Origin of the sequence: Brevibacterium sp. 1718 (assembly GCF_051131255.1) — a bacterium.
Lineage (GTDB): Bacteria > Actinomycetota > Actinomycetes > Actinomycetales > Brevibacteriaceae > Brevibacterium > Brevibacterium sediminis.
In genome coordinates this window covers 2075271-2088894 of sequence record NZ_CP186550.1, presented here as the reverse complement: position 1 = coordinate 2088894, position 13624 = coordinate 2075271, and the positions used below count along the sequence as shown (strand labels likewise).

Here is a 13624-nt window from a genome sequence, read left to right as displayed (position 1 = left end):
GATGAGCAGCACACAGCCGTCACCGTCGACGAACACGAGCGGACTGAGCTCCAAAGGACTCTCCGCCGGCAAGATCGGAGCCATCGGGGGAGCCGTCATCGGCATCTCCTGCATCGCTCCGGCCTATACGCTGACCTCGGGACTGGGTCCGACGATCTCCGAGGTCGGGGTGCACACCCCGGCCGTGCTGCTCATCGGCTTCGTGCCGATGCTGCTCGTCGTCTTCGGCTACCGGGAACTGAACACCGCGATGCCGGATTCGGGCACCACGTTCACGTGGGCGACCAGAGCGTTCGGACCCTGGCTGGGCTGGATGGGCGGCTGGGGACTCGTGGCCGCCACCGTCCTCGTGCTGTCCAACCTCGCGGCCGTGGCCGTCGACTTCCTCTTCCTCCTGCTGTCCCAAGTGTTCTCCGATCCGTCCATCGCCGAACTCACACGAGTGCTGTGGATCAACATCCCCGTGACGATCATCCTCACCGCCGCTGCGGCCTGGGTGTCGTATCGGGGAGTCGAAGCCACCGAGAAGCTGCAGGTGTGGCTGGTCGCCTTCCAGGTGCTGGCGCTGGGCTGGTTCGTCGTCGCCGCGATTGTGCAGGCTTCCAATGGCACCTCCTACGATCCGACCCAGGTGTCTCTCGACTGGTTCAATCCGCTGTCTGCCGGCGACTTCTCCACCGTCGCTGCGGCCGTATCGCTGTCGATCTTCCTGTTCTGGGGCTGGGACACAGTGATCACGATGAATGAGGAGGCGAAGGATCCGGAGAAGACTCCGGGTCGCGCGGCGATGCTCACGATCATCGCGATCGTCATCATCTACATCGCCTGTACGATAGCCGTCATCTCCTTCGCAGGGGTCGGCACCGAAGGGCTGGGTGCGGGCAACCCCGATAACCAGGAATCGATCTTCGCCTCACTCGCCGGCCCGGTCATGGGGCCCTTTGCAGTGCTCGTGTCCATTGCGGTGCTCTCATCTTCCCTGTCCTCGCTGCAGGCGACGATGGTCTCGCCCTCGCGGACGATCCTGGCGATGGGCCACTACGGGGCGCTTCCGGAGAAGTACGGTCGGGTCTCTCCCCGCTACAAATCCCCATCGGTCGCCACCGTCACCTCGGCGGGGGCCGCGATCATCTTCTATGTCGTCATGCGCCTGCTCTCGGAGAACGCTCTGTGGGACACGATCACCGCTCTGGGACTCATGGTCTGCTTCTACTACGGCATCACGGGTCTGGCCTGCATCTGGTATTTCCGACGCAGCCTCTTCGCCTCGACCCGCACGTTCTTCTACCGGTTCCTGTTCCCTCTCGTCGGGGGCGTGACCCTGCTGATCATCTTCGTCACCACCGCAATCGACTCTCTCGACCCCGACTACGGTTCGGGTTCCTCGGTCTTCGGCGTCGGACTCGTCTTCGTCCTCGGCATCGGGGTGCTGGCCCTGGGAGTGGTCATCATGATCTTCCAATCCGTCCGCCATCCCGACTTCTTCCGCGGACGCACCCTGAAGCAGGGAGTCGACGAGGGGTGAACGAACAGCTGGTGGCTCTGCGCCGGGTCCGGGACCGCATCGACCGCGAGTTCGACCAGCCATTGAGCGTGGAGGCCCTGGCCACAGGCGTGCACATGTCCGCCGGGCACCTCAGCCGCCAGTTCAGAGCGGCCTTCGGCGAGTCACCGTATTCGTATCTCATGACGCGCAGGATCGAACGAGCCATGGCCCTCATCCGCCGCGGCGACCTCACGATCACCGAGATCTGCTTCACCGTCGGCTTCTCGTCCCTGGGCACCTTCAGCACTCGCTTCAGCGAACTCGTCGGACTCTCACCGACCCGTTACCGCGACGGGGTCGCCGCAGGCGAGCACCGGCTGCCGACGATCGTGGTGAAGAATGCACTGCGACCGGTCAGGAATCGAGAAGTCCCACCGAGCTGAGCAGTCTACGATTGCTGACATGGACATCTCGATCAACGCCAGCTTCCTGCCGCACACCGATGCGGAAGAATCCCTGACCTTCTACCGTGACATCCTCGGCTTCGAGCTGCGCCTCGACGTCGGTGCCGGACGCATGCGCTGGCTGACGGTGGGACCGGTCGGCCAACCCGACACATCGATCGTGCTCACCCCGCCCGTGACCGACCCGACGATCAGCGACACCGAACGGGAGACCATCGAAAGACTCATCGCCAAAGGCAGCTATGCCGCGATCGTGCTCGCGACACCGAACGTCGATGAGGCCTTCGCCGAGGTGGAGGCCAAGGGCGCCGACATCGTGCAGGAGCCGATGGACCAGCCCTATGGTCTGCGAGACTGCGCCCTGCGGGACCCCGCCGGGAACATGATCCGCATCCAGCAGAGAGACTGACACCAGTGCACAGTGCAGACAGCCACGACCTCATCCGCGTCAGCGGAGCCAGGGAGAACAACCTCAAGAACGTCAGCGTCGAGATCCCCAAGCGCCGTCTCACGGTCTTCACCGGCGTCTCGGGCTCCGGAAAGAGCTCACTCGTCTTCCACACCATCGCCGCCGAGTCCCAGCGGATGATCAACGAGACGTACTCCGCCTTCGTCCAAGGCTTCATGCCGGCGATGGCCCGACCCGAGGTCGACGTCCTCGAGGGACTGACGACGGCCATCCTCGTCGACCAGGAGCGGATCGGTGCGAACCCGCGCTCCACGGTGGGCACGGTCTCTGACATCAATGCGAAGCTGCGCACCCTCTTCGCGCGTCTGGCTGAACCGAACCTCGGATCGACGAACGCGTATTCCTTCAACGTCGCCACCCTGAGCGGCAAGGGCGCGGTGACCATCGACAAGGGCGAGGGCAAACAGGTCGAACGGAAGGCATTCTCCGTCAACGGCGGCATGTGCCCGCACTGCGAGGGCATGGGCACAGCCACGGACATCTCCATCGCCGAGGTGGTCGATGAGTCGAAATCTCTCAATGACGGGGCCATCACCGTTCCCGGGTACAAACCCGGCGGCTGGTCGGTGCGCATGTTCTCCGAATCCGGGTACTTCGATCCGGACAAACCGGTCGCCGATTTCGATGAGAAGGAGCGGCACTATCTGCTCTATGCCGAAGGCGAGAAGGTCAGGATCAATGGCACCAACATGACCTTCGACGGGCTGATCCCGCGGATCCAACGGTCGTTCCTGTCCAAGGACCGGGATTCGATGCAGAAGCACATCCGCGAATTCGTCGACCGTGCCGTCGTTTTCACCACCTGCCCCGAATGCGCAGGGACACGGCTCAACGCCGCCGCCCGGTCCTCGCTGATCGCCGGCAAGTCGATTGCTGATGTCTGCGCTCTGCAGATCTCGGACATCACGGGTTGGTTGGACCAGATCGAGCCGGGAGCCGCCTCGGCGCTGCTCGATTCCCTGCGTGCGGATGTGCGCGCCTTCAACGACATCGGCCTCGGTTATCTGTCCTTGGACAGATCAGCCGGATCGCTGTCCGGGGGAGAGGCGCAGCGGATCAAACTGGTCCGCCACCTCGGGTCCTCGCTCACGGACGTCACCTACGTCTTCGACGAACCGACGATCGGCCTGCACCCACACGACATCCGATCGATGAACGAACTCCTGCTGGCGCTGCGGGACAAAGGCAACACGGTGCTCGTCGTCGAACACAAACCCGAGACGATCCTCATCGCCGATCACATCGTCGATCTCGGACCCGGAGCCGGCAGCAACGGGGGAGAGGTCACCTTCACCGGCACCGTCGACGGTCTCCGGGCATCCGATACGCTCACCGGTCGCCACCTCGGATACACGGCGTCGCTCAAGGAAACGGTGCGGGAGCCGGCGGGAGCTCTCGAGATCCGCGACGCCGGGTCGCACAATCTGCGAGATGTCGATGTCGACGTGCCCCTCGGCGTGCTCACCGTCGTCACCGGCGTCGCAGGGTCCGGTAAGAGCAGCCTCATCGAGGGATCCCTGCGTGGACGTGATGGGGTCGTGATGATCGATCAGGCGCCGATCAAGGGATCCCGGCGCAGCAACCCAGCCACGTATACAGGGATGCTCGAGCCCATTCGGAAGGCATTCGCGAGGGCCAATGGGGTCAAGCCCGCTCTCTTCAGCGCGAACTCCGAAGGTGCCTGTCCCGTGTGCAACGGGGCCGGAATCATCTATTCGGATATGGCGCTCATGGGCGGCGTGTCCGCACCCTGCGACGAGTGCGAGGGCAAGGGTTTCCAAGCCGAGGTGCTCGAGTTCGCCTTGGGCGGACTGAATATCCGTGAAGTCCTCGACCTGCCCGTTGACGAGGCGATCGAGCATTTCGGTGCGGGGGAGTCGCGTATCCCCGCGGTCGTGAAGATTCTGAAGATCCTCGCCGAGGTGGGACTCGGCTATGTCAGCCTCGGTCAGCCGCTGACGACTCTGTCCGGGGGAGAGCGGCAGAGATTGAAGTTGGCGGTCCATCTGTCGGCGAAAGCCGCTGATGCCGCGCAGGTGATCATCCTCGACGAACCGACGACCGGTCTGCACTTGGCCGATGTCGAGAATCTGCTGCAGCTCCTCGACGGGCTCGTCGATTCCGGGCGGACCGTCATCGTCATCGAACACCATCAGGCCGTGATGGCTCACGCCGATCACATCATCGACCTGGGTCCCGGCGCCGGACATGACGGAGGGTCGATCGTCTTCGAAGGCAGCCCGACTGAGCTGGTCGCAGGGGCGAAGGCGAATGGATCGCTGACCGCGGAGCATCTGGCACAGTACGTGAATTCCTGACTGGGGAGCCGCTGCTCTTCAGGCCTCACTCAGGTTCCGCGGAGGCGATTCGGATGCTGAATTCACGGTCTCGGGTTCAAATGCGGCAAGTGATTCGTTACGGTGTATAACGGCTCGGTAACGACCGGGTTACAGAACCGAAATGCAGTCGTACTTTGGAGAAGACACAGTGAACCTCTACAGCACAAGCCTCCGCAAGGTCGCCCTGCTCGTCGGCGCCGGCGCTGTCGCAGCCGCCGGACTGACCGGAATGAGCGCAGGGCAGCCGGCCCAGGCATCTGAGAAGGGCGTCTGGGACAAGGTCGCCGAATGTGAATCCGGCGGAGACTGGCACATCAACACCGGCAACGGATACTACGGCGGACTGCAGTTCTCCAAGCAGACCTGGAACGGCTTCGGCGGTTCGGGCACTGCGGATGAGCACAGCAAGAAGGAACAAATTCGGATTGCTCAGAAGGTCCTCAAGGAGCAGGGGCCGGGCGCATGGCCGACCTGCGGTGAGAAAGCCGGACTGACGAAGTCCAATGGCGCTGCCGATGACGGAGGCGGCAAGAAGGACGATGGCGGCAAGAAGGACGACGGTGGCTCTGACGACAGCGGCAAGGTCGGCCTCGGCGGCAACGTCACCGTCGGCAGCTGAGACCACACGATGATCTGACGATCAACGATCTCCAGGCATGAACACGTGCGCAGCGATCGTGATCATGGAATGGCCGTGAGTGACCCATGCGTCGCTCACGGCCATTTCTGTCGGTGAGGGTCGTCGCTGCGCATTGTGCTTTCGTGTCGGGAGCGTGATTCGTGAGTTTCGATGCTCCTCTCCGCCTTAGGATAGAACGCCGATAATATACATTATGTTAAGTAAAGATTGAGAGCCGAGCCGCTTCCCCGTGGTTTCGCCTATAGAGTTGATGCTGACGATCGATGGCCGCAGATGTGTTCTGCAATCTGATGGTCCAGGTCTTCTGCTGAGTTCTGACTGGGAGGCGAAATGGCGACGAAGCAACCAGCAATGCGACCGACAGGCGAACCCGTCGATGACGTGCTCGACCGTGCAGGCGGTCCCAGGCGCGCCGAGGCTGATCGCCTGCGCGAGATCCTCACAGAGATCTCCGGCGAAGAGCCCGTTGTCTGGGCCTCACGCATCATCGGATTCGGCGAGGTCGAGTATCGCTACGAATCAGGACATGGCGGCACGATGCCGGTTCTCGCGTACTCCCCTGCCTCGCGTCAGCATACGATCTATCTCACGAGCGACTATGAGGACCGTTGGCCCGACCTTGCCTCCAGGCTCGGCAAGTACCGCAGCGGCACGTCGTGCCTGTATCTCACGCGCTTGAATGATGCCGACGAATCGGTGCTGCGTGAACTCCTCAAGCGCACTCGTGACCACACGCTCGCCGAATGGTCCGACTGATAGCATGTGTACTGAACAGTAACTCAGATCACAGTGAAGGGCGCCTCCATGACCGCAGACACCACAGCCGTGCAGACCGCCGAATCTGCACCCACCTTCAAGCTCTGGAAGAAGATGCAGGAGATGCCTCTGGGCGGCCTCGTCGGTTCATGGCTGTTCTCTCAGGGCATCTGCTTCAAGGCACCCTATTTCCGTACTGTGCGCCCACAGATCAAAGAGCTGCGACCCGGGCTGTGCCGCGTCACTGCGCCCAACCGCCGTGGAATGCACAACCATATCGGCACCTATCACGCAATCGCGTCGTGCAATATGGCCGAAGTCGCCGCCGGTGTCATGACGGAAGCGACCGTGCCGCCCACTCACCGCTGGATCCCAGCGGGAATGACCGTGGAATACAACGCCAAGGCCAGCAAAGGGGCGGTCATGGCAGTCACCCGGCTTGAAGAGATCCCCGAATTCGGCGACGAGAAGTTCGACCTGATCGTCCCTGTGGATGTCCTCGACGCGAATGGCATCGCCTTCGTCACCGCACGCATCACCATGTACATCTCACCGAAGAAGCGCTGAAGCACCGCGGATCCACCAGGTCACCGCCTGGAACCCTTTACCGGCCCGACAGCAGCAACACGCGCTGAGCGTGCGTGACTCCCCCGCCGATCGGGCGTGGCGGCCTGTACCCGCCCTCAGGCCCTAAGTCGATGATGAGATCGCCGAGCTCGGTTGAGATGAACTCGGCAAGGCTCTCATCGATCGGCCAGTCATGTCCGGTGCCGCGTGAGAGATCAGCGGCATGGAGTGCGAGCTCGAGAATGCGCATCTGCACCAGCTGCGCTCCCGGGATGCTGCCGATCCGGTGAGCGACGGGCGCGTGGAGGTCGCATTCGTACACCAGCGCCCTGAACGACCTCTCGTGAGTCCAGAAGGAATCGAGCATGTCCTCTCCGAGGTGATCGGCTCCCCTGGTGGCTTCGACTTCCTCCGTGCTCGCCTGCTGCAGCAGCTTCGTGTAGCGGACTCCCCCGCCGATCAGGTGATTGATGAGCTCCGCATTCGACCATTCCGCCGCCCCGCTCGTCCGGTTCAGATCGGAGGTGCGGACTCGACGGAGGGCTGTGACCCAACATGCTTCTGCCTGATCGAGCTGAGTGGTCGTGACTTCATCCATGCCCTCAGCCTAAGTCCGGATGCCTGGGACCGTACCGACGATCTCGGGTGGTGTCGTTCCGCAAGGCGGGAAGGGCATCAGAAATCGCTCCGCTGAATCTCGAGTGTTGAGAACTTCTGGTCAAACCATGGTCCTGACCGTTCGGTCAGTATAAGTTGTTCCTGCGCGCTGCGTGATGGTATACCAATGTGGATCGCCGTCCTGCGCCCCTGCAACTCGACAATGAAGTGAGGAGCTGACCATGACCGTGGCCAGCGGTTCGGCCGACTACATCGGCCTCGCAAACGCACCGATTCTCTGGATACTCGCGATGGCGGTGATGGGTGTCGTCGTCGTTCAATCGCTCATCTACATGACCGCGGTGAAGAAGAACGCCGAGTCCGCGGGTATGAGCCAACAGGAAGTCCGTTCGGCCTTCCGCGCCGGCGGTGTCGCCGCCATCGGGCCATCGCTGTCGGTGGTCCTCGTCGCCATCGCTCTGCTGCCTCTGTTCGGCACTCCCCCGGTCATCGTCCGCGTCGGACTCATCGGGTCCGCCGCCACCGAGGTCGCATCTGCGTCCCTGGCGGCAGGCACCATGGGTGCCAACCTCGGTGATGAGACCTTCACTCGCGGCGTGTTTATCGTCGCCCTCATGGCGATGAGCCTCTCGGGCGCCGGCTGGATGATCTCCACCCTCATCCTCACCCCGATCTTCAAACGCAGCTCTCACAAGCTCGAGAAGGTCAATCCCGCACTCATGTCGATCATCCCGGGTGCGGCACTGCTCGCGGCCTTCGCGGCGCTGACCTTCCGTGAGCTGCCGAAGTCACCGACCCATGTCATCGCCGTCATCGTCTCGGCAGTGGTGATGAGCATCTGCCTGCTGCTCGCCAAGACGCTCAAACAGAACTGGCTGAAGGAATGGGGATTGGGAATCTCCCTGCTCATCGGCCTCGTCGCCGCCTACTTCGCCCACTATGCCGGTCTCGGCATGCCCGAAGCCTGAGGAGAGACCATGTCATCGATCATCACATCACCCTCGCACGCGGCATTCGAGCGCACCACCAGCCGGTGGGGCTCGATCACGCTGTTCATCGGATTCCTCATCGCCACCTCGGTGCCGTTCTATCTTCTGTTCGTCGCCGACGCGAACATCGATCTCGGAGAGATCCTCAAGGGATTCCTCGCCGTGTTCGCCGTCTACGGAGTCTTCTACATCGTCGAACCTCTCACCTATTTCCCGATCCTCGGACCCGCCGGGATGTACCAGGCCTTCATGATCGGCAACGTCGCGAACAAGCTGCTGCCCTCGGCGATCGTCGCCCAGGACACGATCGGGGCGAAGCCCGGCACCCGCAAGGGAGAATACGCGGCGACGATGGCCATCTGCGGAGCCGCGATCATCCACGTCGCCTCGATGGTCATCTTCGTCGGCATCCTCGGCACCTGGCTCGTCTCCCTCATTCCCGAGCCGGTGACCCTCGTCGCGAAGCTCTACATCCTCCCGGCGATCCTCGGCGGTGTCACCGTCCAGCTCATCGCTTCTCTCAAGCAGCTGAAATCGACGCTCATCGCCCTCGGCATGGCGGCGCTGGTCATCCTCGTCCTCGTCAGACTGGTTCCCGTGCTCGCGCCCGGCGACGTCGCCATCGTCGTGTTCCTGACCATCCTCATCACATGGTTCACCCGCAACAAGGCGGTCACGGACAAAAGACCCGACAGCGACGGCACCGACACCGTCGGCATCAACTGAGGGCTGACAACGTTCGGTGCTCGTCTGCCGAGACCGACCCCCGCATCCGACAATTCCTGCCAAGATGGCACCAGACCTCTGCTGAAAGGACATCATGTCACTCAACTCCGCCCTCCGCGCGTCGATCAGTGCCGATCTTGACCAGACGATCGCCGACTACAAGCACTTCCACCGCACTCCCGAGCTATCCATGCAGGAGACGAACACCGCCGCGGAGATCGCCTCCCGGCTCCAGGCCCTCGGACTGAAGACACACACCTTCGGCAGAACCGGAGTCGTCGCCGTGATCGAGAACGGCGACGGCCCGGTCATCGGCTACCGTGCCGACATCGACGGACTGCCGATCAGCGAGGACACCGGACTCGACTATGCCTCCACGGCGGACGGCACTCTTCCCGACGGCGAGACGACGAAGGTCATGCACGGCTGCGGCCACGACACTCACATCACAGTCGGCCTCTACCTCGCCAAGCACCTCGTCGCACACAGGGACCTGTGGTCGGGAACAGTCGTCATGCTCTTCCAGCCCGGTGAGGAAACCGGCCAAGGTGCGCGCGCCATGCTCGATGACGGGCTCTGGGATGAGATCGTGCGCCCCGAGGTCATCTTCGGTCAGCACGTGTGGCCCGGTGCCGCCGGTCACCTCTACGTCAGCAGCGGCACCGCCATGGCGATGTCCGACTGCCTGCGCGTGACCGTCAAGGGCAAGCAGGCACACGGATCCCAGCCGGAGAACGCGATCGACCCGATCGTCCTCGGCGCCTATATGATCACCCGCCTTCAGTCGGTCGTGTCACGCGAGATCTCCGGCCGCGACATGTCGGTCGTCACCGTCGGCACCTTCCACGGCGGACTCAAAGAGAACATCATCCCCGACTCCGCCGAATTCAAACTCAATATCCGCACCTTCACCGAGGAGGTCCGCGCGGTCGTCCTCGACCGGGTCCGCCGCATCATCGAAGCCGAGGCTCTTGCCTCCGGAGCTCCGGAACCCGAGATCGAAGAGATGTATCGGTTCCCGCGGTGCTACAACGACCCCGAGGAGACCGAGTCGTTCCTCACCCATGTCGGAGCCGAACTCGGCACCGAACAGGTCCACCTGTCCGAGCCCGCCACCGGCAGCGAGGATGTCGGAGCGTTCGGCGATGACATCGGCGTCCCATACGTGTACTGGTTCTTCGGCGGCTACTCCCCCGAGAAGTTCGCCGATGGTCAGACCCCGCCCGGGAATCACTCTCCGTTCTTCGCTCCCGACGATGTCGAGACCACTCTCGAGACGGGCATCAGAGCCGCGTTGTCCGCGGTGCTGAGCAAGGTCGGAAAGGACCGCGCATGAGCGAGGAGGTGCTGTGGTGGTCGACCCGTGAGCTGGCCGGCCGAATCGCCGCCAAAGAAGTCTCTGCTCGGGAGGCTCTGCAGGCCCATCTCGACCGCATCGATGAGGTCAACCCTGCTCTCAACGCCGTCGTCACACGAGACGACGAAGCTGCCTTCGCTCAAGCTGATGCCGCAGACGCAGCAACCGCCCGCGGTGAGAGCTTCGGTGCCCTGCACGGAGTGCCGATGACGCATAAGGACACCCACGACACGGCAGGTATGCGCACGACCTGGGGTTCACCGCTCATGGCCGATCGCGTGCCCGAAGCGGATGCGCTCATCATCGCCCGGCTCAAAGCCGCCGGCGTCACGACGACAGGCAAGACGAACGTGCCCGAGTTCGCCGCCGGCTCCCACACCTACAATGAGGTGTTCGGCACAACCGTGAACCCCTACGACCGGACGAAATCGGCATCGGGATCCTCCGGCGGTGTGGGGGCGGTGCTCGCGGCCGGGATCCAGGCGTCAGGCGACGGATCAGATATGGGCGGATCACTGCGGTCGCCCGCATCGTTCAACAACGTCGTCGGTCTGCGACCGAGCAACGGCCGTATCCCCCACGTTCGACCGGGCAACCCCTTCGCGTGGCTGTCCCAGAGCGGATTCATGGCACGCACGGTCTCCGACGTGGCGCTGCTCATGTCGGTGGCTTCGGGGCCACATCCTTCGGCGCCGGAATCGATCCTGGAATCGGGCAGTGTCTTCGACCTCCCGGAGTTCGCACTCGACGCCGACCGCTCCCCCGACCTCGCCGGACTGCGGGTCGGCTTCAACCCCGACCTGGACGGACTGCTTCCGGTCGAATCCGAGGTGCAGGAGATCGTCGCTTCCGCCGCGCCGGTGTTCGGCAGCCTCGGCGCGCATGTGGACGAAGAGATCCCGGATCTCACGGACGCCGACGAGGTATTCAACGTCCGCCGCGCCCTCGACTTCGTGGGCTCCTGGGGCGGTCTGTATGAGGCGCACCCGGACAGAATCAAGGAATCGGTCCGGTGGAACATCCGCATGGGCCTCGACCTCACCGGTGCCGAGGTGGCTTCGGCCGAATCAGCACGCACCCGCCTGCACGCGGAAGTCGACAGCTATTTCGCCGGCCATGACGTCCTCGTGCTCACCACGTGCCAGGTCCTGCCGTTCGATGCGGACATCGAGTATCCCAGGCAGATCAACGGGGTACAGCTGGAGAACTATCTCGATTGGATGCGGGCACTGTGCCTCATCTCGGCGACGGGCTGCCCAGCCATCTCGGTACCCGCCGGCTTCTCGGCTTCCGGCCTGCCGGTGGGTGTCCAGATCGTGGCGAAGCCGGGGGCGGACGTCGAGCTGCTGCGAGTCGCTCATGCCTTCGAATCCGCCACTGGACATCACCTCAGACGGCCGGACCTCTGATCGGCATTCTGCGCAGGACGCGGCGTCGGTCGAGGCAGGTATGGCATACCTGGGCAGAGTTTGCCGAGCCTTTCCACACTGGAACGGTTCTAGAAAAGGTGTCAGGATATTCTCTAAGCAGGCGGAACGGATCCGCCTCGAACCGCAAAGGAGTAAAAGATGCACCTGAGCCCCGCTATGCAGAAGGTCCTCAACGAGCAGGTCACCCTCGAACTCGAAGCCTCGTTGGTCTACCTCCAGCTCTCCATCCAGCTCGATGATCTCGATCTTCCCGGAATGACGCGCTGGATGCGCGCCCAGTCCGAAGAAGAGCAGGTTCACGCCGCCAAGTTCACCCAGCACTGCCTCGACCGCGGATTCGCCCCTCAGATCGGCGACATCGCCGCTCCGAAGGTCTCCGGTTCGCAGCCGATCGACTTCTTCAAGGCTGCACTGGCCCATGAGGAGAAGGTCTCGGAGTCCATCCGCAACATCTACCGCACCGCTCAGGACGAGGCCGACCTCGACGTCCTGCCGCTGCTCCACTGGTTCATCGACGAGCAGGTCGAGGAGGAGTCGAGCATCTCCGAGATCATCGGTCGCCTTGAGCGCGTCGGCAACGACGGTGCCGGCGTCCTGCGCATCGATTCCGAACTCGGCTCACGCCACCCTGATATCACCGCCGACAGCGAGTGAGAACTGCATGACCGCTCCGGCTCAGCGCTCCGAGCGAGCTCTATGAGTCGAGTGTGAACTCGAATCGAGTACTCAAGCGGCCGATCCCAGCACGGGATCGGCCGCTGACGTATGCAGGACCGAGGTTGCGGGGAGACCGGTCCGTCCTCAGCCGAGGACCGACTTGCCGATGAGCAGCACGACCGGCAGGGACACGAGCATGACGACGGTCTGACCGGCGATGAGTGCAGCCATGAGCTTCGCATCTCCCCCGAGCTGCCGGGCCATGACATAGCCCGAACTCGCCGTGGCGATCGACTGGAAGAGCAGCCCGACCAGCGCCGACACCGTCGGGACTGCCAAGAGAGACAGTGCGACGAGGGACAGCCCCGGCAGCACGATCAGCTTGACGATCGTTGAGACGATGATCGCCCGGGCATGGGCACGCATCGAGAACACCTGCAGACCGGCACCGACGCAGAGGAGCCCGATGGGCAGCGAGGCGGCCGCCAAGGGTTCGAGGACCGTGGCCGCCACGTCCGGCAGACCCAGACCGCTGACATTGGCCGCGGCTCCCGCGACGCAGCCGAGCACGAGAGGATTCGTCACGATCGCCTTGAACAGCGCGAGCAGCGAGCTCGGTCCGGTGCGCAGGAACTCGAAGCCGAGGCTCGAGATGACATTCACCGTGGGGACGAGGATCGCCGCGATGATCGCGGCCACGGCGCTGCCTTCGGAACCGAACAGGCTGCCCGCCAACGACAGGCCGATATAAGTGTTGAAGCGGATCCCGCCTTGGAGCACGGAGGTGAAGGCCGGAAGATCGCGGGCGATGACCCGGCGGGCGAGGACGATGCCCAGGGACACGATCACGGTGGGGATGACGAGAGCCGCTGCCAAGCGCGCGAGCGGGACATGGGCCACATCTACCTCGGCGACGGAGGTGAAGAGGAGCACCGGAAGGAGACAGTAGTACGCGAGCTTCTCCGCGCCCGACCAGAATTCCGGACTCCGAAATCCCGGCAGTCTCTTCAGCACGAGACCGAACGCGATGAGCGCCGTGACGGGAAGAAGGGCGAGGAGTATGGGAACCAGGCTCACAGACTGAGAATTTCATGAGTTTGGAATCATTTCAAAGTTGAGTGTGTTT

14 protein-coding genes are annotated in these 13624 nt (G+C 63.3%); 12 read left to right on the top strand and 2 right to left on the bottom strand.

The genetic code is table 11. The annotated features are described in order from the left end of the window. Window position 1: 1 nt before the first annotated feature. The 7 genes from ACOZ9V_RS09400 to ACOZ9V_RS09370 all read left to right on the top strand — a co-directional run bounded on the left by ACOZ9V_RS09400 (window position 2) and on the right by ACOZ9V_RS09370 (window position 6721). Window positions 2-1525, top strand: coding sequence for an APC family permease (locus tag ACOZ9V_RS09400; protein ID WP_434595297.1), 1524 nt, complete (start codon window positions 2-4; stop codon window positions 1523-1525). Continuing rightward, window positions 1522-1929 carry a helix-turn-helix transcriptional regulator gene (locus ACOZ9V_RS09395; protein WP_139467216.1) on the top strand — a complete coding sequence of 136 codons (408 nt, stop codon included), beginning with the start codon at window positions 1522-1524 and terminating at the stop codon, window positions 1927-1929. The genes ACOZ9V_RS09400 and ACOZ9V_RS09395 overlap by 4 nt, the downstream gene beginning before the upstream one ends. A gap of 19 nt (window positions 1930-1948) precedes the next feature. Beyond that, window positions 1949-2359 (top strand): VOC family protein, encoded by a 411-nt coding sequence (locus ACOZ9V_RS09390; RefSeq protein WP_139467215.1) that lies wholly within the window; start codon window positions 1949-1951, stop codon window positions 2357-2359. Between the two features lie 5 nt (window positions 2360-2364). Next, window positions 2365-4737: an ATP-binding cassette domain-containing protein gene (locus tag ACOZ9V_RS09385; RefSeq protein WP_434595294.1), complete on the top strand. Its 2373-nt coding sequence runs from the start codon at window positions 2365-2367 to the stop codon at window positions 4735-4737. 169 nt (window positions 4738-4906) lie between these two features. After that, window positions 4907-5377, top strand: a complete 471-nt coding sequence (locus ACOZ9V_RS09380) for a transglycosylase family protein (protein ID WP_282433169.1) — start codon at window positions 4907-4909, stop codon at window positions 5375-5377. Window positions 5378-5749: 372 nt separating this feature from the next. Next, window positions 5750-6154: a DUF1801 domain-containing protein gene (locus ACOZ9V_RS09375; RefSeq protein ID WP_434595291.1), complete on the top strand. Its 405-nt coding sequence runs from the start codon at window positions 5750-5752 to the stop codon at window positions 6152-6154. Between the two features lie 48 nt (window positions 6155-6202). Beyond that, entirely contained in the window at window positions 6203-6721 is a 519-nt protein-coding gene (locus tag ACOZ9V_RS09370; RefSeq protein WP_218973596.1) for a hotdog fold domain-containing protein, read from the top strand. A 37-nt stretch (window positions 6722-6758) separates the two neighbouring features. On the opposite strand, the gene ACOZ9V_RS09365 is transcribed toward ACOZ9V_RS09370, so the two are convergent. Further along, entirely contained in the window at window positions 6759-7319 is a 561-nt protein-coding gene (locus tag ACOZ9V_RS09365; RefSeq protein WP_139908024.1) for a maleylpyruvate isomerase N-terminal domain-containing protein, read from the bottom strand. 241 nt (window positions 7320-7560) lie between these two features. Here ACOZ9V_RS09365 and ACOZ9V_RS09360 point away from each other — a divergent pair, with 241 nt between their 5' ends. From ACOZ9V_RS09360 to ACOZ9V_RS09340, 5 genes are all read left to right on the top strand, one after another. After that, window positions 7561-8307 carry a DUF5058 family protein gene (locus ACOZ9V_RS09360; RefSeq protein ID WP_139467210.1) on the top strand — a complete coding sequence of 249 codons (747 nt, stop codon included), beginning with the start codon at window positions 7561-7563 and terminating at the stop codon, window positions 8305-8307. A gap of 9 nt (window positions 8308-8316) precedes the next feature. Next, on the top strand, window positions 8317-9054 hold the full coding sequence (locus ACOZ9V_RS09355) for a hypothetical protein (protein WP_139467209.1): 738 nt from the start codon (window positions 8317-8319) through the stop codon (window positions 9052-9054). 94 nt (window positions 9055-9148) lie between these two features. Then, entirely contained in the window at window positions 9149-10390 is a 1242-nt protein-coding gene (locus ACOZ9V_RS09350; RefSeq protein WP_181270494.1) for an amidohydrolase, read from the top strand. Further along, window positions 10387-11820, top strand: a complete 1434-nt coding sequence (locus ACOZ9V_RS09345; protein WP_139467207.1) for an amidase — start codon at window positions 10387-10389, stop codon at window positions 11818-11820. The genes ACOZ9V_RS09350 and ACOZ9V_RS09345 overlap by 4 nt, the downstream gene beginning before the upstream one ends. 159 nt (window positions 11821-11979) lie before the next feature. Next, complete coding sequence (locus tag ACOZ9V_RS09340; protein WP_139467206.1) at window positions 11980-12495, top strand: ferritin; 516 nt, start codon at window positions 11980-11982, stop codon at window positions 12493-12495. A 147-nt stretch (window positions 12496-12642) separates the two neighbouring features. Here the strand turns inward: ACOZ9V_RS09340 and ACOZ9V_RS09335 are convergent, their stop codons facing one another. Continuing rightward, a complete protein-coding gene (locus ACOZ9V_RS09335) occupies window positions 12643-13575 on the bottom strand; it encodes an AEC family transporter (protein WP_139467205.1) in 933 nt (310 codons plus the stop codon). Window positions 13576-13624 lie beyond the last annotated feature (49 nt).

Bases quoted from the DNA above. Each gene is read 5' to 3' on its own strand.
- ACOZ9V_RS09400 (WP_434595297.1), top strand. From the start codon at position 2: ATGAGCAGCACACAGCCGTCACCGTCGACGAACACGAGCGGACTGAGC.
- ACOZ9V_RS09390 (WP_139467215.1), top strand. From the start codon at position 1,949: ATGGACATCTCGATCAACGCCAGCTTCCTGCCGCACACCGATGCGGAA.
- ACOZ9V_RS09375 (WP_434595291.1), top strand. From the start codon at position 5,750: ATGCGACCGACAGGCGAACCCGTCGATGACGTGCTCGACCGTGCAGGC.
- ACOZ9V_RS09370 (WP_218973596.1), top strand. From the start codon at position 6,203: ATGACCGCAGACACCACAGCCGTGCAGACCGCCGAATCTGCACCCACC.
- ACOZ9V_RS09365 (WP_139908024.1), bottom strand. From the start codon at position 7,319: ATGGATGAAGTCACGACCACTCAGCTCGATCAGGCAGAAGCATGTTGG.
- ACOZ9V_RS09360 (WP_139467210.1), top strand. From the start codon at position 7,561: ATGACCGTGGCCAGCGGTTCGGCCGACTACATCGGCCTCGCAAACGCA.
- ACOZ9V_RS09355 (WP_139467209.1), top strand. From the start codon at position 8,317: ATGTCATCGATCATCACATCACCCTCGCACGCGGCATTCGAGCGCACC.
- ACOZ9V_RS09350 (WP_181270494.1), top strand. From the start codon at position 9,149: ATGTCACTCAACTCCGCCCTCCGCGCGTCGATCAGTGCCGATCTTGAC.
- ACOZ9V_RS09345 (WP_139467207.1), top strand. From the start codon at position 10,387: ATGAGCGAGGAGGTGCTGTGGTGGTCGACCCGTGAGCTGGCCGGCCGA.
- ACOZ9V_RS09340 (WP_139467206.1), top strand. From the start codon at position 11,980: ATGCACCTGAGCCCCGCTATGCAGAAGGTCCTCAACGAGCAGGTCACC.